The following is a 23,565-nucleotide window of genomic DNA, read 5'->3' on the forward strand; positions in this document are numbered from 1 at the left end:
TGAGTTAAAAGAAGGTAAAAACATGACCGGTATGAGCAATGTAACAAAACTGGCTGGCGAGCCATCGGGCCAGGAATTCCTGGTATTTACCCTGGGCGATGAAGAATACGGTATCGACATTCTGAAAGTGCAGGAGATTCGTGGCTATGACCAGGTCACCCGTATCGCCAACACGCCTGACTTTATCAAGGGTGTCACTAACTTACGTGGTGTCATCGTGCCCATCGTCGACCTGCGCGTGAAGTTCTGCCAGGTTGATGTTGAATACAACGATAACACGGTGGTCATCGTCCTGAACTTTGGTCAGCGCGTGGTTGGGATTGTTGTCGATGGCGTATCTGACGTGCTGTCGCTGGCTGCGGATCAAATCCGCCCGGCACCGGAATTCGCGGTTACCCTGTCCACCGAGTACCTGACAGGTCTTGGCGCGCTGGGTGAGCGTATGCTGATTCTGGTCAACATCGAAAAACTGCTGAACAGCGACGAGATGGCACTGCTGGATATCGCAGCTACCCACGTCGCCTAATCGCGCGTCCTTAAACCCCTGCGCCATCGCGTGGGGGTTTCTTTCCTTTCCTGCCATTCACTCGCGCTTTTTGTTTTTTATTCATCTGTCCTGATTCCTGTATTTATCACCGTAAATATAGCGACGCAAAGAAATACCTGACGATAAATGATGTGAATGTCCGTTATGTTACGTGTTAATACACACGGCACATTGTATTTACTGAATAATGACGCATTACGTATATGGGGTTTCTTTAAAAGAGACAGATGGCAGCATAGCGTTGAATTTGTTTTAGTGTGCGTAAATAATGTTTTCTTTCGGCTTAACTTCCTATATTATAGAATCTGTTACGCAACTGAATTATTTGAATTCTAACTTACGTCAAATTGTAAGAAACTTTCATTAATTTGTTGAATAGCATAGATATTTATAATTTTTTATTTGTCAGTGACATGCAATTTTAGGAATGCCCGATGTTATGCAGCGATGGAAGTGCAATTTTTTAATTGTTACTGCGTGATGAATAAACTGCGCTTTTTCCGGAACTGTACTATGAAAAAATATCTGTTTCTGTTGGCCTGCATATTGCCGCTGGCGTTACCGGTTAAGGTTTCGGCAAGCAGCAGTGGCACCCTTGGCGTATCCCTGACGCTGACGAACGGCTGCCTGGTTAATGGTTCCGCCAGCCAGAATGGTATTTCCTTCGGTACGCTCAATTTTGGCGACCATTCCGCCACCTTTTCCGAACTCTCCACGCAACTGTCGAACAGCGGGCCAGGTGGGAATGCATTTGGGATCCAGTGCACCACCAATAGCTACAGTGTACAGATAACCGGTAATACCAACACCACGGCGCCCACGTCGCTTGTTGGTATACCCGGAACTACGGCACGCTATCTGCGAAGCGCCAGTAATAGCACCCAGGGCGTTGCCTACAGTCTCTATAGTGACAGTAATTTTAATAACGAGATTGCCAATAACACAGCGCTTCCTCGTCTGTCGACAGTTGACGGTGTGGATTATTATACGCTGTATGGCCGCATTCGCGGCGGTGGTAAAAATACTGCGATTACACCGGGTAACTATTCCGATACTATTTATGTCAGTGTGAATTATTAACTTTAACTGGTTGAAGTCATTTTTTAATGCCTGCATTTGTTATGGGTTTTTTATTTTAAAAAATGGTCGATCATCATAATAAAGTTAATAAAGAATAAACTTATTTTTTAAAGTTTAAGCGCTGCTTAATTTCAGTGGTTTCACCAGTGCGAATAAGCATTTTAAATATGCTAATGGTGAATTTACGTTATACCATATATTGTGATATTCATCACATTATTGCTAATATATCCTTTTCATATATCTTTCTTGTTACGCTTCATTATAATTAACCTGTTGAAAAACAATCAAAATATATACTAACGCACCCTTTAGGGGCGTTGGTCATATTCAGTGGTCGAAGCGTTGGACATCAACTAAATTTTTCTTATTACTCATATTGAGTTACGCACATCCGTTTTTAATGACGTTGCTCTTTTATATTGGATGAACGCTCGCCTTTCCCGGAGATATAATATGAAGAAAATACGCCTTATCCTGTTAACTGGATTGGTGACGCTGTCGGTAAATAATGCCGATGCGGTTACCAGTAACGGTATTATTGGGGCGACGTTGACATTATCAAACGGATGTTTAATTAATGGTTCTCCCTCTCAAAGCGGTATCAACTTCGGTACACTGGACTTCGGTACAAATCCCGCCACATTTTCTCAATTGACCACTCAACTTTCTAACACGGGCGCTGGCGGCAGTTCGTTCACTATCCAATGCACGACCGCCAGCTATACCGTCCAGATAACCGGCAACACCAATACTGCAACACCAGGCACCACAGTGGGAACGCCGGGTACAGTGGCACGGTATTTGCGTTCCGCAACGCCAACGAACACGCAAGGGGTGGCGTACAGCGTTTTTAGCGACAGCGCGTTCAGTAATGAGATCGTTAACGGTGCCGCCATCCCGCGAACCACCACCAGCGGTGGAGTGGATTCTTACACGTTGTATGGGCGCATTACTGGCGGGGGTAACAGCGTAACGGTATTGCCCGGGACCTATACGGACACCCTAAACGTGAGCGTGACCTACTAGCGTCAATATGATGCAACCAGAAGGAAAGTGCGCTTCTCTCGCGAGAAGTCACGGGGTGTTGCGCGCCATTTTTGGGCTATCGCTGAGCATGAGTGTACTGCCAGGGCCTGCGGTTGCCGTCACGGTGACGCAACAAACTTTTACCGTTGGCGCGACCATTACACCCGGATGTTCTGTAACGAGAGGCGTCGGTGGGGTTTTGGGTACACTTGATTTTGGTACTCATACGGGGGTGGAGAGCGGCCAGATCTCCACCAGCTTTGTACCGAATGCCGGAATGTCACTCGCCTGCACGCCGGGTGTTGCCTTAACCATGAGCATCAATGGTGGGATGTATTACTCAACGGTACGCAATATGCAGCTAAACGGTGGAACACAGCGGGTTCCGTATCGCATTTACCGCAGTAGCTCGTTGGCGGCAAACACAGAAATTGGTGTTAATCAGTCGGTGTCAGTCACCTATAGCGATGCCAATAATATCGCGCTCAGCATCTTTGGCACCGCGCAACTGTCCCCGTTCGGCACCGCGGGGACATATTCTGATCAATTGACTGTGACATTGACATGGTAAAGGGAGAAGGGAAATGAGCGTCACCTCCGGCGCCGCAAGGGCGGCAGGTTTAATGATGATGCTGTGTACTGCGGTGGGAGACGCCAATGCGGCAGCCACAATCTTACTCTGGCCGATCGATCCCTGGTTAGGATCAGAGAATAAAGCCACCGAGTTGTGGATCCAGAACCAGGGCAACACGCCAGCAACCATGCAGGTGCGTATCGTCCGTTGGCGCCAGGAGCGTGGCGATGAGCGCTATCAACCGCAGACGGATGTGGTCGCCAGCCCGCCTATTGTCACCATACAAAAAGGGACTAAGCAGCTTATCCGCCTGATAAAACAGACGGAGATACCCGCAGGCACAGAACAGGCATACCGAATCATTGTTGATGAAATTCCTCCAGCCGGCTCATCTCAGGGACAGATGGGTATCAAATTGCAAATGCGTTACTCCATCCCGCTCTTTATTTATGGCAAGGGGATTACTACTTATCCTGAGAGTGCAAACCATGCGCTGGTGGATCCGCGCGAACTCAGTTGGCAAGTCGTACGAGAAAATGGAAAACCTGCGCTGCAGATACGTAACCAGGGTGATGTGCATGTTCGATTGACGGCTGTCTCCGCCCGACAAGGTGGGCAAACACGGGTCATTGCTGACGGACTGCTGGGGTATGTCCTGCCTGGGGAAACGCGTTCCTGGCCGCTCCCTGCCGGGGTGCCTGCCCCTGTAGAGCTTAAAGCGACAATCAATGCCAGAGAAAGTGAATGGCAGTCTCCCGCCAGGTAATTTTCCCGGCGATGATCATGCTGCTAGGCAATTCGGCTAATGTCAGAGCACAGCAGGGCGATGACACACTTCCGCCGCCGCCGGATGCACAAGTAGTGAATGAACAGGTGGTGTTTCATCTAAACCTGGTCATAAATCATTATGATACGCAACAGGTTGTACCGGTGACGCGACGTGGCAGTGCTTATTTTGTCGCCAGCGCCGATCTGCAGCGTTGCGGAATATCCGCAGATTATATTCCTCAGGGAGAGGTAAACGTGTCAGCGTTACCCAACGTGCGCACTGACTACGATAGCGAACGTCAGCGGCTATTGCTGTTTGTTCCTGATGGGTGGTTGCCGGAGCGGTTTACCGCGTTCAATGGCGGACAGCAACGTAGCCCCTTACCCAATGGACGTGGCGCGCTGCTAAATTATGATGTCTACACCAATAACACGGAAAATATCGGTACGCGTGCTTCTCTTTGGCATGAGTTTCGCTATTTCTCCGGAAATATGACGTTTTCCTCGACCGGGACAGCCATCTCCCGCCTTTCGGGTCAACCTGCGCAACAGGATGGTTATACCCGTTATGACACCACCCTTCATTTGACTGATGAAGACAATGCTATCCAGTGGAGTGTGGGGGATGTGATTTCCGACTCGTTAAGTTGGAGTAACAGCGTACGCGTAGGGGGGATCAGCTATGGGCGTGACTTTTCACTGCGTCCTGATCTGGTGACCTGGCCCATTCCGTCATTTTCCGGCGAGGCGGCGGTTCCGACCTCGGTTGATGTATTCATTAATGGCTACCGCGCCGGGTCGAAACAAATTGAGCCAGGCCCTTTTACCCTGACCAATTTGCCTTATATAAACGGTGCAGGGAATGCAGTACTGGTCACCACCGATGCGTTAGGGCGCAAGGTCAGTACCACCATGCCGTTTTATGTAGCCAGCGAGTTGCTTAAAGAGGGGCTCAGTGATGGTGCGACAACGTTGGGGGGGCTGCGGCGTAATTACGGTATCGACAGTTTCGACTATGGCTCCATGGTGGGAAGTGCGTCTTATCGCTACGGCCTGACAGATTATTTGACGCTGGAGGCTCATGGGGAAGGGGCGCAGAAACTGGCGCTGGGCGGCGTGGGCGCTGTCGCGAAATTGTGGCGTCTTGGGGTGGTGAATACGTCATGGACGCAAAGTCAGATGCGGGGCGACAGTGGTAGTCAATTGAACTGGGGATATCAGTACAGTACCGGTATGTTCAGCATTGCCACGCAGCATATCCGTCGCGATCGCGGTTTCGGCAACCTGGCGCTGTATGAACAAAACTACTATTACGACCATCCCAATGACAATAACACGCCGCCAATAGCCAGTTTGAGTCGTAAAACGGACCAATACTCACTCTCTTTTAATCTCGGCGATTTTGGCAATATTGGCGCGGCATGGATTGGCGTTCGCAATTTTGACAACAGCAAGACTGAATTGCTTAACCTCTCATGGAGCCGCAATCTGTGGGGAGACAGCAATATTTATGTTTCGGCAAGCCGTGACAATGGGCGCGGTGACTGGAACGCCGCAGTCTCGGTACAAATTCCGCTCGGCGATCGGGACAGCGTGTCTCTGAGCGTGGATAACACTGCAGATGCGGGCACGGCGCAGCGGATTAACTACGGTCATTCGATGCCCTCTTACGGTGGTTTGAGCTGGAATATGGCGCTGGCGCGACAGACCAAAGGCGACAGTTATCAACAAGGAACGCTCGGCTGGCGCAATAACAACGTTGAATTGCAGGGGGGCATGTACGGCTACAGCGACATGCGGACATGGTGGGGGGAGGCGATGGGATCGCTGGTACTGATGGATAACGAATTCTTCTTCGCCAAAAGAATCAATGATGCCTTCGTGGTCGTGAGTACGGGGGGAGAGCCGGAAATTCCGGTAAATTATGAAAATCAACTCATTGGAAAAACGAATAAAAATGGCTACCTGCTCATAAGCGGCGTGTCCTCGTATTATCCGGCCAATTACAGCATTGACACCCTGAATTTACCCGCCGACACGCAGATCATTGAGACCGAGCGGCGGCTTGCTCTGCGTCGTTACTCAGGCTATCTGGTGGAATTTCCGATGGTGCGCGAGCGGGTGGCGAGTGTGATCCTGCATGATGAGCAAAACAATCCGTTACCGCTCACCAGTGAAGTGAGTCGCCAGGGCAAACCGACGGCGATTGTGGGCTATGACGGTATTGCCTGGCTGGAAAATCTGGATGAAGTCAGTGTGCTTAATGTCCGGTTACCCGATGACACACGCTGCACCGCTAACCTGACCCTGAATGCCAACCCAGAGCATAAGCTGGAAACGTACGGCCCGCTTATGTGTAAGAGGAGCAACTGATGCGTCGTATCCTGTTAATGCTGTTATTACTGTCGGGAACGAGCGCACAGGTTTGGGCTGCCTGTACCGCCAGTTTATCCAATAACAGCCCGTCATTTGGCACGTCAGTGACATCTTTTACCCTCAATAGCGCCGAGCAACCGGTGTCTACCAATATCTATCTTGATTGCGACTCCGCGCTGTCGCTTCTGACAAATGACTACGCAACACTCACTATGACAGGTGCCTCAACGCTGGTTGCCAGTCGTGGGGCGATGAAGCGTACCGATGATTTAACAGTGACGGATTCCATCCCGGTGAAATTATGCGGTGTGTCTGGCTGTTCGTCGGGCGAAGTCACGAACGGTGGGGCTGGCTATACCTGGAATGGCACTTTTCTTTTGACGGTACTGGGATCGAAGCGCTATACGCTGCCACTCTTTTTACGCACTGTGACCGGTCAAAGCGTTTCGGCTGGCCCCTATGCGGGGACGTTAAACCTGAGTCTCTACTACAACATATGCGCGGTGGGGACCATTTTAACCGGTTGTACGCAGTTGCAAAGCGGTAACCTGGCGCTGAATCTTACGGTAAGCATGACAGTGACCAACGATTGCACTGCGATTTCAGCACCTAATGTCAATTTCGGCAGTGCGCCAATCGCGAAGGCGTTCCCCGCCATTTCACAATCGATTAGCGTGACCTGCACTAAAGGGTATGCCTATACCATTGGTATCAATAATGGCAACAATGCCAATGGGACGGTACGGCAGATGGCAAACGGTTCAAATCGGCTGAGTTATGAAATCTATAAAGGCAGCACATCATCCCGTTGGGGGGCTGCGGGGGCGGAGCGCTGGTCCAGTGGGACGTCTTCATCGATCAGCACCGATGGCACGTTACGCACCTATAACTATACGGCGCAGGTCATGCCGAATCAGACGACCCCACCGGGAGGAACATACAGTGACACATTACTTATCGATCTCGCTTTTTAGTTGAGTTATCGCTTTTTAACATTCCAGACGAAGGAGATTTCTACGGTTAATATTGAGACGGTTTAATTCCCTTTCGCAAATGTAAAGTTCTATAGCCCCTTGCCGATAACACCGTTAACAAGTTTTCAGGAAGGTGTAGCATGTTGAACCGTATTCGCGTTGTCACAATGCTGATGAGTGTACTGGTAGTGTTTGCGCTGCTGCAGTTGCTCTCGGGCGGGCTTTTATTCTCTTCTCTTAATCAAAATCAGCAAAGCTTTGCGGTTTCCAACGATCTGCGCATGCAACAGACCGAACTGACGAAAACCTGGGAACTGATGCTGCAAACACGTATCAACCTGAGCCGTTCATCTGCCCGAATGATGATGGACCCGAACAACCAACAAAGTAGCGCTAAAACTGATTTATTAAAAAGCGCGAAATCCAGCCTGGCTGATGCGGCAAAACACTACGATGCCTTCCGTGCCATGCCATCGGTACCCGCGATGGAAGAGGCGCGTCAGGTGCTGGATGAAAAGTATAAAACCTATGCGGCCGGACTGACGGAGCTGGTGCAGTTTCTGGAAGGCGGCAACATGGATGGCTACTTTGCGCAGCCAACGCAGGGTATGCAAAACGGTCTCGGTGATGCGATGGGCAAATATGCCCAGTTAAGCGAATCGCTGTATCGCAAAGCCTATGACGAAAGCGTGAGTGATTATAACTTTGCAAAATGGCAGATGGCGGCCCTCGCGCTGGCCCTGGTCGTTGTGCTGGCGTTGGTCTGGTACGGCATTCGCCGCATTCTGCTGGCGCCGTTGACCGCGGTCATTAAACACATTCGTGAAATCGCCAGCGGCAATTTGACCGATACGCTGGTGGTTGAAGGGCGCAGTGAGATTACCGATCTGGCCCAAAGCGTTGACCATATGCAGCGCTCGTTGATTGATACGGTAACCAATGTGCGTGCCGGTTCTGATGCTATTCATTCTGGCACCAGCGAAATCGCCGCGGGTAACAATGACCTGTCATCCCGTACCGAAGAACAAGCCTCGGCGCTGGAAGAGACGGCGGCCAGTATGGAAGAGCTGACCGCAACGGTGAAACAGAACGCCGAAAACGCCCGTCAGGCATCGCTACTGGCGAAAAGCGCCTCCGAAACCGCTGAACGCGGCGGTAAAGTGGTGGATGGCGTGGTGAAAACCATGCATGACATTGCCGCCAGTTCGCAAAAAATTGCCGATATTACCGGCGTCATCGACGGTATTGCCTTCCAGACCAATATCCTTGCCCTCAACGCGGCGGTTGAAGCCGCCCGCGCCGGTGAGCAGGGCCGTGGCTTTGCGGTGGTTGCTGGCGAAGTGCGTAACCTTGCCAGCCGCAGCGCCCAGGCGGCAAAAGAAATCAAAGCGCTGATTGAAGACTCTGTCTCTCGCGTGGATACCGGTTCGGTACTGGTTGAAAGCGCCGGTGAGACGATGGGTGATATCGTCAGTGCAGTAACCCGTGTAAACGACATTATGGGTGAGATTGCTTCGGCCTCTGATGAACAGAGCCGTGGCATCGACCAGGTTGCGCTGGCGGTATCCGAAATGGATCGCGTCACGCAGCAAAACGCCTCGCTGGTACAACAATCTGCCGCCGCTGCGGCTGCATTAGAAGAACAAGCCAGCAGGTTGACGCAAGCGGTTTCTACTTTCCGTCTCTCTTCTGTCCCTACAAAAACCGCGCAAGGAGCGCTTAATCCGGCGGCAGCCATTATTTCGGCTCCTTCCAGAGCCCGTCAGCTAACGACCGGACAAAACGATAACTGGGAAACTTTTTAACTGCTTTAACCCGCGGCACTTTGCCGCCTGATGGGAGCGTTGATGTTAAACCGTATTCGAATTTCTACGACACTTTTTTTGATCTTGATCGTTTGTGGCATTTTGCAGGTAGGGAGCAACGGATTGTCGTTTTGGGCGTTTCGTCAAAGCACCGCCCATTTATCAGAAGTTGAAAAAAGTAACATCCAGCGCAACGCATTGATGCAAACCCGCGCCTGGTTATTACAAGCCAGTACATCATTGAATAAAGCCGGTACGTTAACGGCGCTGAGTTATCCGCCGGACGATATCAAAGCGCTAATGAAACAGGCGAAAGATAATCTGAAAGATGCCGATAACAGTATTAATGAGTTTCTGAGTATCCCGGCGCTGACCGATGAAGGTAAGCGTCTGCAGGACGGAACGAAAGTGGCTTATACGGCATGGCATGGCGATCTGGAACACCAGGCCGCGTGGCTTGAAAGCAACCAGCTATCCGACTTTATGTCGGCGCCGATTCAGCAGTCGCAGGATGTGTTTGATAAAAACTTTACGGCCTGGCAACAGCATATTAACCACTTTGTGGAGACCGCTAAGGCAGAGGGGCAAAGCAATTACCAGCGCTCAGCGGTCATTTTTGCCGTGGTGGTCGTTCTGGCGGCGTTGCTGACGTCGGCGGCGCTGTGGTGGTCGCGCAAGATGATTGTTCAGCCGCTGGCCATTGTCAGTAGTCACTTTGACAGTATTTCCGAGGGCAATCTGGCCCGACCGATTGCGGTAGTGGGTAAAAATGAAATTTCGGCCATTTTTGCCAGCCTCAAAAAAATGCAGACCGCGCTGCGTTCTACCGTGACCGAGGTGCGTCACGGCAGCTACGCGATGCATACCGGTATCTCGGAGATTGCCGAAGGCAACAACGACCTGTCGGCGCGCACCGAACAACAGGCGGCGTCGCTGGCGCAAACGGCGGCCAGCATGGAACAGTTAACAGCGACCGTGGGACAAAACGCCGATAACGCCCGTCAGGCATCTGGTCTGGCACAGAGCGCGGCGGAAACGGCGCGTAAAGGCGGGCAGCAGGCGTCGAATGTGGCAAGCACTATGCATGAGATCGCCGCCAGTTCGCAAAAGATTGGCGATATTATCAGCGTGATTGACGGTATCGCTTTCCAGACCAATATTCTGGCCTTGAACGCGGCGGTAGAAGCGGCGCGGGCAGGTGAGCAGGGACGTGGTTTCGCTGTGGTGGCCGGGGAGGTGCGTAACCTCGCCAGCCGAAGCGCGCAGGCTGCCAAAGAGATCAAAGGCCTTATCGAAGAGTCGGTTTCACGTGTTGAGCAGGGATCTGTGCTGGTGGATACCTCTGCGAAAACCATGATGGAGATCGTCCACTCTGTCACCCAGGTGAACGATATTATGGGCGAAATTGCCTCTGCTTCGGATGAACAGCGCCGGGGTATTGAGCAGGTCGCACTGGCAGTAAGCCAGATGGATCAGGTGACCCAACAGAATGCTGCGCTCGTTGAAGAAGCCGCCGCGGGAACCGATCAGTTAGCGCATCAGGCAGATCATCTGACCTCCCTGGTGGCTGTGTTTAAGTTAGAAGAACATGTCGTTACATCAGACGCGGTACTCCCCAAAGGAGTGCCGGTTGTATCCTAAATCAGAATGAGAAGGCGCTATGACATCATCAATGCCTACTGGGCAAACGTCATCACTCATGCAACAGATGACTCAGCGTCTTGCGCTGTCTGACGCGCATTTTCGTCGAATATGTCAGTTGATTTATCAGCGCGCAGGGATCGTGCTCGCCGACCACAAGCGGGACATGGTCTATAACCGCCTTGTTCGTCGTTTACGCACCCTTGGGCTGGATGATTTTGGTCGTTACCTGAGCATGCTGGAAGCGAACCAAAATAGCGCCGAGTGGCAGGCTTTTATAAACTCGCTGACCACTAACCTCACGGCATTTTTCCGGGAAGCTCACCACTTCCCGGTCCTTGCGGAGCATGCCCGTAAGCGTACCGGCGAGTATCGCGTCTGGAGTGCCGCGGCGTCGACTGGTGAAGAGCCATATTCCATTGCGATTACGTTGGCAGATGCACTCGGTATGGCGCCGGGTCGTTTCAAGGTAATTGCCAGCGATATTGATACCGAAGTGCTGGAAAAAGCCCGTAACGGTGTCTATCGCCAGGATGAATTGAAAACGCTGTCGCCGCAACAGCTACAGCGTTACTTCATGCGCGGAACCGGGCCCCATGCCGGTCTGGTGCGCGTGCGTCAGGAACTGTCGAATTATGTTGATTTCACTTCGGTGAATTTGCTCGATAAACAATATAACGTCCCTGGACCGTTTGACGCGATTTTTTGCCGTAACGTAATGATTTATTTTGATAAAACGACGCAGCAGGATATCTTGCATCGTTTTGCACCATTGCTTAAGCCTGACGGACTACTTTTTGCCGGGCATTCGGAGAATTTCAGCAACCTTGTGCGTGAGTTTAGCCTGCGTGGTCAAACCGTTTACGCGCTGAGTAAGGATAAAGCATGAGTAAAATCAGGGTAATGTCCGTCGATGATTCTGCATTGATGCGCCAAATCATGACCGAAATTATCAATAGCCACAGCGATATGGAAATGGTGGCGACGGCGCCGGATCCGTTGGTTGCACGGGATTTAATTAAAAAATTTAACCCTGATGTGCTGACGCTTGATGTGGAAATGCCGCGGATGGACGGTCTGGATTTCCTGGAAAAACTGATGCGCCTGCGTCCGATGCCAGTCGTGATGGTTTCTTCCCTGACGGGAAAAGGCTCAGAAGTGACGCTGCGTGCGCTGGAGTTAGGGGCGATTGATTTCGTCACTAAACCCCAGCTCGGTATTCGCGAAGGGATGCTGGCCTACAGCGAAATGATCGCCGAAAAAGTGCGTACCGCCTCGCGCGCGCGCCTTGCGGCACATAAACCCATGTCGGCAGCCCCGGCAGCGTTGAAGTCTGGTCCGTTGTTAAGTTCGGAAAAATTACTGGCCATTGGCGCTTCAACCGGAGGAACAGAGGCAATTCGTCATGTACTCCAGCCATTGCCGCTGTCAAGTCCGGGTATTCTTATTACGCAGCACATGCCGCCAGGGTTCACACGTTCGTTTGCCGAACGCCTGAATAAGCTGTGCCAGATTACCGTGAAAGAGGCGGAAGATGGTGAGCGTGTCCTGCCAGGACATGCGTATATTGCGCCGGGCGACAAGCATATGGAGCTGGCGCGTAGCGGGGCAAACTATCAGATTAAGATCCACGATGGGCCGCCGGTGAACCGTCACCGTCCCGCTGTGGACGTACTGTTTCATTCGGTCGCGAAATACGCCGGGCGCAATGCCGTGGGGGTTATCCTCACCGGTATGGGCAATGACGGTGCGGCCGGAATGTTAGCGATGCACCAGGCTGGAGCCTGGACCATTGCACAAAATGAGGCAAGTTGTGTGGTGTTCGGCATGCCGCGCGAAGCTATCAATATGGGTGGCGTCAGCGAAGTGGTCGATCTTAGCCAGGTAAGCCAGCAGATGTTGGCAAAAATTAGTGCCGGACAGGCAATACGTATTTAACGAGGAGTGATGTTTTATGGCGGATAAAGAGCTCAAATTTCTGGTTGTCGACGACTTTTCCACGATGCGTCGTATCGTGCGCAACCTGTTAAAAGAGCTGGGGTTCAACAACGTCGAGGAAGCCGAAGACGGCGTTGACGCGCTGAACAAACTCCAGACCGGTGGTTTTGGTTTCGTCATTTCCGACTGGAACATGCCGAACATGGACGGACTGGAACTGCTTAAGACGATTCGTGCTGACGGCAACATGTCTTCGCTGCCGGTACTGATGGTCACGGCAGAAGCGAAAAAAGAAAACATTATCGCGGCGGCTCAGGCTGGCGCGAGCGGCTATGTAGTGAAACCTTTCACTGCTGCAACCCTGGAAGAGAAACTCGGTAAGATTTTCGAGAAACTCGGCATGTGAGGACTGGACGATGATTCAACCTTCAATTAAACCTACGGAAGAACATTCAGCCAGCGATATCATTGCCCGTATCGGTAGCCTGACACGTATGCTGCGTGACAGTTTACGTGAATTGGGATTGGATCAGGCGATTGCTGAAGCGGCGGAAGCCATTCCTGATGCCCGTGATCGTCTTGATTACGTGGTGCAGATGACCGCGCAGGCGGCTGAACGCGCACTCAATAGCGTCGAGGCGTCGCAACCGCATCAGGATGCGATGGAAAAAGGGGCCAAATCCCTGTCCAAGCGTTGGGATGAGTGGTTTGAAAATCCTATCGAGCTGAAAGATGCCCGTGAACTGGTGACCGACACCCGTAAATTCCTCGGGGATGTGCCGGGCCACACCAGCTTCACCAACGCGCAACTGTTAGACATCATGATGGCGCAGGATTTCCAGGACCTTACCGGTCAGGTTATCAAGCGTATGATGGATGTGATTCAGGAAATTGAACGACAGCTTCTGATGGTGCTGATCGAAAACATTCCCGATCAGTCTGCGCGTCCGAAACGTGAAAACGAAAGTCTGCTCAATGGGCCGCAGCTTGATGCGACGAAAGCGGGCGTGGTGGCAAGCCAGGATCAGGTTGACGATCTGCTCGACAGTCTCGGTTTCTGATGCTCTTGCACTGAGCCATACTGATAAAACGGGAAGCAGCAATGCTTCCCGTTTTTTTAGCTCATCGTGGACAAGGAAAATGAGGCGGTGTTATTGAGCATATGTAGCAGCATTGGCAGCAGTAGCCCACCGGATGACATTCTTACCACGCAAAGCAGAGCCGAAAAAGTAAACAGCCAGATAAAGGTGGCTGGCGCGTGGTATTGCGTATGCATAAGCGCAAAGGCTACCGAAGTCACCACGATGCTCTGCTGCCTGGCAAAGCGTCCCCAGCGCAGAAAGGCGTTGAGTAAGAAGCCGCGAAAAATCACCTCTTCACAAAACGGGGCAATAAAACAAATGGCGAACGCCAGACCCCAACGCGCAGAAACCGAGTAGCTCTTTAGCGATGCCACCCACTCTTCTTCGATCCCCAAAAACTGCCAGACAATATTGAGTGCGATAATAGCCAGTAAGCCCAATGCGAAATAACCGGGGTTAAATTGCCCCAACGGCATAAAAGGGTAGTGATGGTTGTAGTATCGCCAGAGCAGGAGTGTGCACGGCAAGCTCACGGCCAGGCCGACAAATAGCGCAGCAAAACCTGAATGATAGAGCGCGGCATAATTGGGCAGCAGTGCCACAATAAAGAAAAAACAATGATAAATCAGTACTGCTGCGAGACACATCATTGTGTGATGACGTCTCTGCTCCTGATTGAACAGCATGGTTATCATCCCTGTGTTAATTACGTTTTATATCTTTTTTATAGGCATACGCTGCAAAAGCAGCTTTTCTGACCCACGCGGTAGTATATCGTTGGCGGATAAGTACATGCACTTTTCCTTTTCTCAAATCGCGAAAACCCCGTGTTTTTATGCCTTACTCTGCCCATTAGACCGACTTGACTCTGGCATTATGTCATCAAACATCTACCCGTGGATTTGAGCCGTGGCAGACGATAGCGACGACAAAACAGAAGCCCCCACACCCCACCGAAAAGAGAAGGCCCGTGAGGAAGGGCAAGTTCCCCGATCGAAAGAGCTGACATCAATATTGATGCTCTTTGTTGGGGTGGGCGTGCTCTGGATGGGTGGGGACGCGTTTGCCCGCAAACTGTCGGGCATCATGTCGTCGGGATTACGTTTTGATCATGGCATTATCAATGACCAAAAAATGATCCTTGGGCATCTCATCGAGTTGCTCAAAAATGCCGTGCTGGCGCTATTGCCGCTGGTGACTGGTGTGGTGCTGGTGGCGCTTGCTGCTCCCCCGGTGCTGGGTGGACTGGTATTAAGCGGAAAATCGGTACAGTTTAATTTTTCCAAAATTAACCCGTTGAGTGGTATTAAGCGCCTGTTTTCAGCGCAGGTCGTGGCAGAGCTGGTCAAGGCCATCATGAAAACGGCCCTGATGGGCAGCGTGGCCGCCTTTTATCTGTGGCATAAATGGCCGGAAATCATGCGCCTGATGATGGAAGCGCCGGTCACTGCGATGGCCAGCGCGCTGAATCTGGCCGGGATGTGTTGCCTGTTGGTCGTGTTGTCGATAATCCCGATGGTGGGATTCGACGTCTTCTGGCAGATCTACAGCCACCTGAAAAAATTGCGCATGTCCAAACAGGATATCCGTGATGAATTTAAACAGCAGGAGGGTGACCCGCATGTTAAGGGGCGTATCCGCCAGCTACAACGTGCCGCGGCGCGCCGTCGTATGATGGCAGATGTGCCGAAAGCCGATGTGATTGTAACGAACCCGACGCACTACTCCGTCGCACTGCAATATGACGAGAATAAAATGAGTGCGCCAAAAGTGATTGCGAAGGGTTCTGGTTTGATTGCGCTGCGTATTCGTGAAATTGGCAGCGAAAACCGTATTCCGATCCTTGAGGCGCCGCCGCTGGCGCGCGCCCTATACCGCCATGCTGAAATCGGTCAGCAGATCCCAGGCCAGCTTTACTCGGCCGTGGCTGAGGTTTTAGCCTGGGTATGGCAATTGAAACGCTGGAATTTGGCCGGGGGCAAACGCCCGGCCAGACCTGAAAATCTCCCAGTGCCAGAGTCGCTGGATTTTATGAACGAGAAGGACACTGATGGCTAATCTGGTGGCAATGTTGCGTCTGCCTGGCAACCTGAAATCAACACAATGGCAAATTCTGGCGGGGCCCCTGCTGATTTTGTTGATTCTGTCGATGATGGTTTTGCCGTTGCCGGCATTCGTGCTCGACCTGCTTTTTACCTTCAACATTGCGCTCTCGATTATGGTGCTTCTGGTGGCGATGTTCACCCAGAAAACCCTCGAGTTCGCGGCATTTCCCACCGTATTGCTGTTTACCACGTTGCTGCGCCTGGCGCTGAACGTTGCCTCTACCCGTATCATTCTGTTGGAAGGCCATACCGGCACGGCGGCGGCGGGTAGGGTGGTTGAAGCCTTTGGTCACTTCCTTGTTGGCGGTAACTTTGCCATCGGTATCGTGGTGTTCATCATCCTCGTTATCATCAACTTTATGGTTATCACCAAAGGTGCGGGGCGTATCGCGGAAGTGGGCGCACGTTTCGTACTGGACGGGATGCCGGGTAAACAGATGGCGATCGACGCCGACCTTAACGCCGGGCTTATCGGTGAAGATGAGGCGAAACGTCGTCGTTCCGATGTGACCCAGGAAGCTGACTTCTACGGCTCTATGGACGGTGCGAGTAAGTTCGTGCGCGGTGACGCCGTCGCGGGCATCCTGATCATGGTTATCAACGTCATCGGCGGTCTGCTGGTGGGCGTGTTGCAGCATGGCCTGTCGATGGGCGATGCGGCGCAGAGTTACACCCTGTTGACCATCGGTGATGGTCTGGTGGCACAGATCCCGGCGCTGGTTATCTCTACCGCAGCGGGTGTTATCGTGACCCGCGTGGCAAACGATGAAGACGTTGGCCAGCAGATGGTTAGCCAGTTGTTTACTAACCCACGCGTAATGGTGCTCAGTGCCGCGGTACTGGGTCTGTTTGGCCTGGTCCCAGGTATGCCGAACTTTGTCTTCCTGCTTTTCACCGTGGGTCTGCTGGCGCTGGCCTGGTGGCTGCGCGGTAAAGAAGAGAAGGCGCCGGCGGAAGCGACGCCAATCAAGATGCCGGAAAATAACCAGGCGGTGGAAGCCACCTGGAATGATGTGCAACTGGAAGATTCACTGGGCATGGAAGTGGGCTATCGCCTGATTCCGATGGTGGATTTCCAGCAGGATGGCGAACTGTTGGGACGTATCCGCAGTATTCGTAAAAAATTCGCCCAGGACATGGGGTTCCTGCCGCCGGTGGTGCATATTCGTGACAACATGGACTTGCCCCCAGCCCGTTACCGCATCCTGATGAAAGGGGTGGAAGTGGGGAGCGGTGATGCTTATCCGGGGCGCTGGCTGGCGATTAACCCGGGGACCGCAGCGGGTTCGTTACCAGGGGAACAGACTGTCGATCCGGCCTTTGGCCTGGCGGCTATCTGGATTGAGAGCGCCCTCAAAGAGCAGGCGCAGATCCAGGGCTTCACCGTGGTGGAGGCCAGTACGGTTGTCGCAACGCACCTGAACCACGTGATCGGCCAGTTTGCGCCGGAGCTGTTTGGGCGTCAGGAAGCGCAACAACTGCTTGACCGCGTGACTCAGGAAATGCCGAAACTCACCGAAGATCTGGTGCCGGGAGTTGTTACGCTGACAACGCTGCATAAAGTGCTGCAAAACCTGCTGGCAGAAAAAGTGCCGATCCGCGATATGCGCACCATTCTGGAGACGCTGGCAGAACACGCTCCGCTGCAAACCGATCCCTACGAACTGACCACAGTTGTTCGCGTGGCGCTGGGCCGTGCGATTACCCAGCAATGGTTCCCTGGCAGTGGCGAAGTGCAGGTTATTGGCCTTGATACGCCGCTCGAACGCCTGCTGTTGCAAGCATTGCAAGGTGGCGGTGGGCTGGAGCCGGGCCTTGCCGATCGTTTACTTGAGCAAACCCAGGAAGCATTGCAGCGTCAGGAGATGCTTGGCGCGCCGCCGGTACTGCTGGTCAACCATGCGTTGCGTCCGTTGCTGTCTCGCTTCTTGCGTCGCAGCCTGCCGCAACTGGTGGTGTTGTCGAACATGGAAATGTCAGATAACCGTCCGATTCGGATGACGGCGACCATCGGAGGCAAATAATGCGTAAGCTTGCCGGGTTACTTCTCGCGTTGCCTTTGTTTGTCCATGCCGCCGGAAACGGCGCGTGGCAGGCAAGCAATATCGGGGTCATTCTCAGCAATCGTGGCCAGGCCATGTCATCGCGTGTTCTTGCCCCGTCGCAGCCGGTCAATGGCCTGATGACAGTAGTTTCGTGGCGTTATGAGCTAATCGGCCCGACGCCTGCGGGGTTAAATACACGCTTGTGTAGCCAGACACGCTGTGTGCAACTGGACGCTCAGAGCGGAACCACTGTCGCCTTCGCCGATGTGCCCGCGATTGAGCCGTTACGCTTTATCTGGGAAGTCCCCGGCGGCGGAAGATTGATTCCCGCCCTCAATGTTAGCAGTATCCAGGTTATCGTTAACTACCGCTAGCCGCTCGTCTTTTCACCAGCCATCGCCATTCCTCTCAGGAATCTGATGGCTGGCTCGCAAATTATGACCCTGCCTTTTGAACCAAAAGAAACACTGTTTTATAAATCAGTGAAGCGCGTTGCGGCACTCTTTGTATTTTTGCCATTTGCCTCCCGGTCGTGGCAGAAACAGAAAGGTATCCCAAAGCACATACTCTTACTTTAGCCGTGTAAGCATTACCTTTGGCGAAGCCGGATTGCCAGAGGTCCCTCACTAATAAACAGGGTTAACGGCAATGAAAACACGTAAAATTGGATTGGTTAACTACCTCGCCTATGGTTCGGGCGACTTCCTGGGGGCGGGCACGACAGCACTTACCGCCGCATGGCTACTCTATTTCTACACCACGTTCTGTGGCCTGACGCCTATCGAAGCGACGTTTATTTTTGCGGCTGCCAGGGTACTGGATGCGGTGGTAAGTCCATTGATGGGCTTTTTAACCGATAACTTCGGCTCGACCTGGCTGGGTAAACGCTTTGGTCGCCGTAAGTTCTTTATCCTGTTAGGTATCCCCTGTGTGTTCAGCTACTCCATTATGTGGGTAGGGGACATGAGCTTCTGGTATTACCTGCTGACATACCTGCTGTTTGATGTGGTCTATACCATGATCCTGGTGCCGTACGAAACGCTGGTGCCGGAAATGACCGATGATTTCAAACAGAAAACCAAATTCTCCGGCGCGCGTATCTCGATGGCGCAGATGTCCGCTATCCTCGCCTCGTTCCTGCCGGGTCTGCTGCTGGCCCACTTCGGTAAAGACAACCCAATCTCTTTCTTCTACGCAAGCCTGGTGTTCTCTGTACTGTGCGCGCTGATGCTGACTTTTGTCTGGTGCTTTACCTGGGAGCGTCCGCGTGAAGCGTGGACCGAAGCCGCGCTGCGCGCCGAAGCTGAGAAAAAACACCTGACGCTGGGGCAGAGCCTGCGTCGCCTGTTTGTTGAACTGAGCTCAACGCTGCGCATCAAGATTTTCCGCCAGCACCTGGGGATGTACCTGGGCGGCTATATCGCACAGGACGTCTTTAACGCCGTCTTTACCTACTATGTTGTTTTCGTTCTGATGCAGGAAGCGTCTGTCGCGTCTAACTTGCTGGGCACCATGGCTATCTTCCAGTTTATCGCCGTTATTGCCATGATCCCGCTGTGCATCCGTTTTGGACCGGCGCCGTCTTATCGCATGGTGGTGGTGCTGTTTGGTCTGAGCGCGGCATCTTTCGCCATCCTCTACTGGGCGGGCCTGAGCGACATCTATGCCTTGTTGCTGTTGGTGTCTGCCGTTGCCGGTCTGGGCCGTGGGGGTATCAACTACGTACCGTGGAACACCTATACCTATATCGCGGATATCGATGAAGTGGTTACCGGCCAGCGTCGTGAAGGGATCTTCGCGGGCATCATGACCCTGACCCGTAAAGCCTCTCAGGCCGGTGCGGTCATGCTGGTGGGGATTGTGATGCAGGCATCCGGGTTTGTTTCCGGCCAGAAAACGCAGGTGCCGGAAGTGAGCCATACCATCCTGATGATCATGTGCTTCGGTACGTTGCTGGTGCTGGCCTGCGGTTTCCTGGTCTCTCTGCGTTTCAAACTGAACCTGAAAACCCACAGCGTTCTGCGTGAAGAGACGGCCAAAATGCGTGAGTCCGGTCGTGTAATTCCGGAAAGCGCAACGCCGCAAGCGCGCGCCACCGTTGAGATGCTGGCCGGCATGCCGTTTGAGTCCCTGTGGGGCAACAACAATATCGGCTATCTGAATCGTAATAAACCTGCCGCGCCTTCCCTGAAAGAAAACGCGTCACTGAAATCGACTTACAACTGAGGTTAAGAATATGAAGGTTTGGCCTGTCAAACATAGCCCGTTACTTTGTCAGCCAGAGCGTTTTATCGCCCGCGACGAGCTGAAATCATTGATTCAGAAGATCACGCATAATCTGGTCAATATTCACGACACCACCGGCGAGTTTTTACTGCGGCTTGACGACGGGCGTGTGATTGACACCAAAGGTTGGGCGGGCTGGGAATGGACCCACGGCGTCGGTCTGTACGGTATGTATCAGTATTACCAGCAGACGGGTGACCAGACGGTGCGTGACGTGATTGATAGCTGGTTCGCTGACCGTTTTGCCGAAGGCGCGACGACCAAGAACGTAAACACCATGGCACCGTTTCTGACGCTGGCGTATCGCTATGAAGAGACCCGGAATCCAGCTTTCCTGCCATGGCTGGAGACCTGGGCTGAGTGGGCGATGAATGAGATGCCGCGTACGGATCACGGCGGTATGCAACACATCACTCTGGCAGAAGAGAACCATCAGCAGATGTGGGATGACACCCTGATGATGACTGTTCTGCCGCTGGCGAAAATCGGTAAACTGCTTAACCGTCCTGAGTATGTGGAAGAGGCGACCTATCAGTTCCTGCTGCATGTGCAGAACCTGATGGACAGGGAGACCGGCCTGTGGTTCCACGGCTGGAACTACGAAGGTTGCCATAACTTCGCGCATGCCCGTTGGGCGCGCGGCAATAGCTGGCTGACCATCGTGATCCCGGATTTCCTGGAGCTGGTGGATTTACCGGCAAACAATGCGGTACGCCGTTATCTGGTTCAGGTGTTGAACGCACAAATCGCTGCGCTGGCGAAATGCCAGGACGACAGCGGGCTGTGGCATACGCTGCTCGACGATCCGACATCCTATCTTGAGGCGTCGGCAACCGCCGGTTTTGCCTACGGTATTCTGAAAGCGGTACGTAAGCGTTATGTTGGCCAGGAATATGCGCAGGTTGCTGAGAAAGCGATCAAAGCGGTGGTGAAGAATATCTCACCTGAAGGCGAATTGCTGCAGGTCTCATTCGGTACCGGTATGGGCAGCAATCTCGATTTCTACCGCCAGATCCCGCTGACTTCTATGCCGTATGGTCAGGCCATGGCGATGCTGTGTCTGACCGAGTATCTGCGTAAATATTTCTAAGCTTCCCCGGCGGCGCGAAGCTTGCCGGGGCTACCTTTGGTGCGGGCGGTAGATGCTGTGAACGTTTTCGACCTTTTTAGCCAGGGCTGACCCTTTTTCCCGACCGCAGGCAGCGGGGAGGGAGGCGAACGCAGTGCGAAGCACCGATTTCTTCGCGGGGCCGCGGGGATTGTAAAGGGGAACGCGGTGTTCCCCTTTATCCGTTCACGGGTTCTGTCGCGACGGAAAAGCAAGGAACATAAGGTGAACGGAATGACCATCAGAGCCGCATTTTCCCCTCACCCTGGCCCTCTCCCCAAAGAGGAGAGGGGACCGTTCGTGCTCGAATTTTTGTGGCGATTCCTCAGCCCTGGGGGCTTAGGGAATCTTTATCATGCATGGCGATATAAAAACAAAACCCGGCATTTGCCGGGTTTTTTTACAGACCGTCGATTTACATACGTTCGATGGTTTCGATCCCGAGCGTATCCAGACCCAGTTTCAGGGTCTTCGCGGTCAGCAGCGCCAGTTTCAGACGGCTGTTGCGGACTTCTTCATTCCCGGCGCTCAGAATCGGACAATGTTCATAGAAGCCAGAGAACAGGCCCGCCAGATCGTACAGATAGGCACACATCACGTGCGGTGTCCCTTCACGGGCAACCACATTCAACGTCTCTTCAAACTGCATCAGGCGTGCGGCCAACTGGGCTTCGCGATCTTCGCTGATCACCACCTTCGCGGCGAGAAGGGCGCTTTCGTCGACCTCTGCTTTACGGAACACCGACAGCACGCGGGTATAGGCGTATTGCATATACGGTGCGGTGTTACCTTCAAACGCCAGCATATTGTCCCAGTCGAAGACATAATCGGTGGTACGGCTTTTGGAAAGATCCGCGTATTTCACCGCGCCGATACCTACGGCATTAGCCAGTTTTTCCAGCTCGTCTGCTGGCATATCCGGGTTCTTCTCAGCCACCAGACGACGGGCACGCTCCAGCGCCTCATCAAGCAGATCAGCCAGTTTCACCGTGCCGCCCGCACGGGTTTTGAACGGCTTGCCGTCTTTACCCAGCATCATGCCGAACATATGGTGTTCGAGAGACACAGACTCCGGTATATAACCGGCCTTACGCACGATAGTCCAGGCCTGCATCAGGTGCTGATGCTGGCGGGAGTCGATGTAGTACAGCACACGGTCTGCATGCAGCGTTTCATAACGGTATTTGGCACAGGCAATGTCGGTGGTGGTATAGAGGTAGCCGCCATCTTTCTTCTGGATGATCACACCCATCGGCTCGCCTTCTTTGTTCTTGAACTCGTCCAGGAACACCACGGTTGCGCCTTCGCTCTCCACTGCCAGCCCTTTGGCTTTCAGATCGGCCACGATCCCCGGCAGCATTGAGTTATAGAGGCTTTCGCCCATCACGTCTTTACGCGTCAGGGTAACGTTCAGGCGGTCATAGGTCATCTGGTTCTGGGTCATGGTAATGTCGACCAGTTTGCGCCACATCTGCAGGAAATATTCATCGCCACCTTGCAGTTTCACGACGTAGCTACGGGCGCGCTCGGCGAAAGCTTCATCTTCGTCGTAATGCTTTTTGGCTTCGCGGTAGAAACCTTCAAGATCCGCCAGCGCCATTTCACCCGCGTTTTGCTGCTGTTGCAGCTCCAGCCAGGCAATCAGCATACCGAACTGGGTACCCCAGTCACCCACGTGGTTCGCGCGGATCACGTTATGACCGAGGAACTCCAGGGTTCGCACGGATGCATCCCCGATGATGGTTGAACGCAGGTGTCCAACGTGCATCTCTTTCGCCACGTTCGGCGCTGAATAATCGACAACGATGGTTTGTGCCTGCGGCTTCGTGATGCCCAGACGGTCGGACTGCAACGCCAGGCTTACCTGGTCTGCCAGAAACTCCGGGGCCAGGAAGATATTGATAAAACCAGGCCCGGCGATTTCCACTTTGCTGGCGATCCCGCTGAGATCGAGATGAGTCAGTACCTTCTCGGCCAGTTGTCGCGGTGCCATGCCCAATTTTTTGGCAATTGCCATCACGCCATTAGCCTGATAATCGCCGAACTGGACTTTTGCAGACTGGCGGACCTGCGGTTCGCAATCCGCATCCGCACCTGCGGCAATGAGCGCCTGACCGACTTTTTCTGAGAGTAGAGCCTGAATATTCACCGGGATACCTTACATTGATGACGCGGCACATAAGGGCAGGCCGCGTCCGGGTGTTGAT

20 protein-coding genes are annotated in these 23,565 nt (G+C 53.0%); 18 read left to right on the forward strand and 2 right to left on the reverse strand.

Going from position 1 to position 23,565, the window contains the following annotated elements; all coding sequences use genetic code 11:
* The first annotated feature begins 22 nt into the window (after positions 1–22).
* The 13 genes from cheW to cheZ all read left to right on the forward strand — a co-directional run bounded on the left by cheW (position 23) and on the right by cheZ (position 13,793).
* Positions 23–526 (forward strand): chemotaxis protein CheW, encoded by a 504-nt coding sequence (gene cheW, locus ABIB59_RS06040; protein ID WP_039078682.1) that lies wholly within the window; start codon positions 23–25, stop codon positions 524–526.
* Between the two features lie 534 nt (positions 527–1,060).
* Entirely contained in the window at positions 1,061–1,627 is a 567-nt protein-coding gene (locus tag ABIB59_RS06045; RefSeq protein ID WP_354034438.1) for a Csu type fimbrial protein, read from the forward strand.
* Positions 1,628–2,083: 456 nt separating this feature from the next.
* Positions 2,084–2,656 (forward strand): spore coat protein U domain-containing protein, encoded by a 573-nt coding sequence (locus ABIB59_RS06050; protein WP_039078684.1) that lies wholly within the window; start codon positions 2,084–2,086, stop codon positions 2,654–2,656.
* Between the two features lie 88 nt (positions 2,657–2,744).
* Positions 2,745–3,227, forward strand: coding sequence for a Csu type fimbrial protein (locus ABIB59_RS06055; protein WP_354034952.1), 483 nt, complete (start codon positions 2,745–2,747; stop codon positions 3,225–3,227).
* A gap of 13 nt (positions 3,228–3,240) precedes the next feature.
* Positions 3,241–3,996, forward strand: coding sequence for a fimbrial biogenesis chaperone (locus ABIB59_RS06060; protein ID WP_335257307.1), 756 nt, complete (start codon positions 3,241–3,243; stop codon positions 3,994–3,996).
* Complete coding sequence (locus tag ABIB59_RS06065; RefSeq protein ID WP_354034441.1) at positions 3,975–6,371, forward strand: fimbria/pilus outer membrane usher protein; 2,397 nt, start codon at positions 3,975–3,977, stop codon at positions 6,369–6,371. Before ABIB59_RS06060 ends, ABIB59_RS06065 begins: the two co-directional genes overlap by 22 nt.
* Positions 6,371–7,348, forward strand: a complete 978-nt coding sequence (locus tag ABIB59_RS06070) for a Csu type fimbrial protein (protein WP_079496739.1) — start codon at positions 6,371–6,373, stop codon at positions 7,346–7,348. The genes ABIB59_RS06065 and ABIB59_RS06070 overlap by 1 nt, the downstream gene beginning before the upstream one ends.
* A 140-nt stretch (positions 7,349–7,488) precedes the next feature.
* On the forward strand, positions 7,489–9,153 hold the full coding sequence (gene tar / locus ABIB59_RS06075; RefSeq protein ID WP_354034443.1) for a methyl-accepting chemotaxis protein II: 1,665 nt from the start codon (positions 7,489–7,491) through the stop codon (positions 9,151–9,153).
* A gap of 42 nt (positions 9,154–9,195) precedes the next feature.
* On the forward strand, positions 9,196–10,794 hold the full coding sequence (gene tap / locus ABIB59_RS06080; RefSeq protein ID WP_039078690.1) for a methyl-accepting chemotaxis protein IV: 1,599 nt from the start codon (positions 9,196–9,198) through the stop codon (positions 10,792–10,794).
* Positions 10,795–10,813: 19 nt separating this feature from the next.
* Positions 10,814–11,683 carry a protein-glutamate O-methyltransferase CheR gene (gene cheR / locus ABIB59_RS06085; protein WP_039078691.1) on the forward strand — a complete coding sequence of 290 codons (870 nt, stop codon included), beginning with the start codon at positions 10,814–10,816 and terminating at the stop codon, positions 11,681–11,683.
* Positions 11,680–12,732 carry a protein-glutamate methylesterase/protein-glutamine glutaminase gene (locus ABIB59_RS06090; RefSeq protein WP_039078692.1) on the forward strand — a complete coding sequence of 351 codons (1,053 nt, stop codon included), beginning with the start codon at positions 11,680–11,682 and terminating at the stop codon, positions 12,730–12,732. Before cheR ends, ABIB59_RS06090 begins: the two co-directional genes overlap by 4 nt.
* A 16-nt stretch (positions 12,733–12,748) precedes the next feature.
* Positions 12,749–13,138 (forward strand): chemotaxis response regulator CheY, encoded by a 390-nt coding sequence (gene cheY / locus ABIB59_RS06095; protein WP_039078693.1) that lies wholly within the window; start codon positions 12,749–12,751, stop codon positions 13,136–13,138.
* A gap of 10 nt (positions 13,139–13,148) precedes the next feature.
* Positions 13,149–13,793, forward strand: a complete 645-nt coding sequence (cheZ, locus tag ABIB59_RS06100) for a protein phosphatase CheZ (RefSeq protein ID WP_039078694.1) — start codon at positions 13,149–13,151, stop codon at positions 13,791–13,793.
* Positions 13,794–13,849: 56 nt separating this feature from the next.
* On the opposite strand, the gene ABIB59_RS06105 is transcribed toward cheZ, so the two are convergent.
* Positions 13,850–14,500, reverse strand: a complete 651-nt coding sequence (locus ABIB59_RS06105) for a type II CAAX endopeptidase family protein (protein WP_039078695.1) — start codon at positions 14,498–14,500, stop codon at positions 13,850–13,852.
* 223 nt (positions 14,501–14,723) lie between these two features.
* Between ABIB59_RS06105 and flhB the strand changes: the two genes are divergently transcribed.
* From flhB to bglB, 5 genes are all read left to right on the forward strand, one after another.
* The gene (gene flhB, locus ABIB59_RS06110) at positions 14,724–15,872 is read left to right on the forward strand and encodes a flagellar biosynthesis protein FlhB (protein ID WP_039078696.1); all 1,149 of its coding nucleotides are present in this window, start codon (positions 14,724–14,726) and stop codon (positions 15,870–15,872) included.
* Positions 15,865–17,943, forward strand: a complete 2,079-nt coding sequence (gene flhA / locus ABIB59_RS06115) for a flagellar biosynthesis protein FlhA (protein WP_039078697.1) — start codon at positions 15,865–15,867, stop codon at positions 17,941–17,943. Before flhB ends, flhA begins: the two co-directional genes overlap by 8 nt.
* Positions 17,943–18,338 carry a flagellar protein FlhE gene (flhE, locus tag ABIB59_RS06120; RefSeq protein ID WP_039078698.1) on the forward strand — a complete coding sequence of 132 codons (396 nt, stop codon included), beginning with the start codon at positions 17,943–17,945 and terminating at the stop codon, positions 18,336–18,338. The genes flhA and flhE overlap by 1 nt, the downstream gene beginning before the upstream one ends.
* A gap of 274 nt (positions 18,339–18,612) precedes the next feature.
* Positions 18,613–20,190, forward strand: a complete 1,578-nt coding sequence (locus ABIB59_RS06125) for an MFS transporter (RefSeq protein ID WP_071194621.1) — start codon at positions 18,613–18,615, stop codon at positions 20,188–20,190.
* Positions 20,191–20,200: 10 nt separating this feature from the next.
* Positions 20,201–21,340 (forward strand): beta-galactosidase BglB, encoded by a 1,140-nt coding sequence (gene bglB, locus ABIB59_RS06130; RefSeq protein ID WP_079496736.1) that lies wholly within the window; start codon positions 20,201–20,203, stop codon positions 21,338–21,340.
* Positions 21,341–21,773: 433 nt separating this feature from the next.
* On the opposite strand, the gene argS is transcribed toward bglB, so the two are convergent.
* Positions 21,774–23,507: an arginine--tRNA ligase gene (gene argS / locus ABIB59_RS06135; RefSeq protein ID WP_039078701.1), complete on the reverse strand. Its 1,734-nt coding sequence runs from the start codon at positions 23,505–23,507 to the stop codon at positions 21,774–21,776.
* Positions 23,508–23,565: the final 58 nt, after the last annotated feature.

Source organism: Citrobacter sp. UYEF32, from assembly GCF_040546205.1.
Classification (GTDB): Bacteria; Pseudomonadota; Gammaproteobacteria; order Enterobacterales; family Enterobacteriaceae; genus Phytobacter; species Phytobacter diazotrophicus.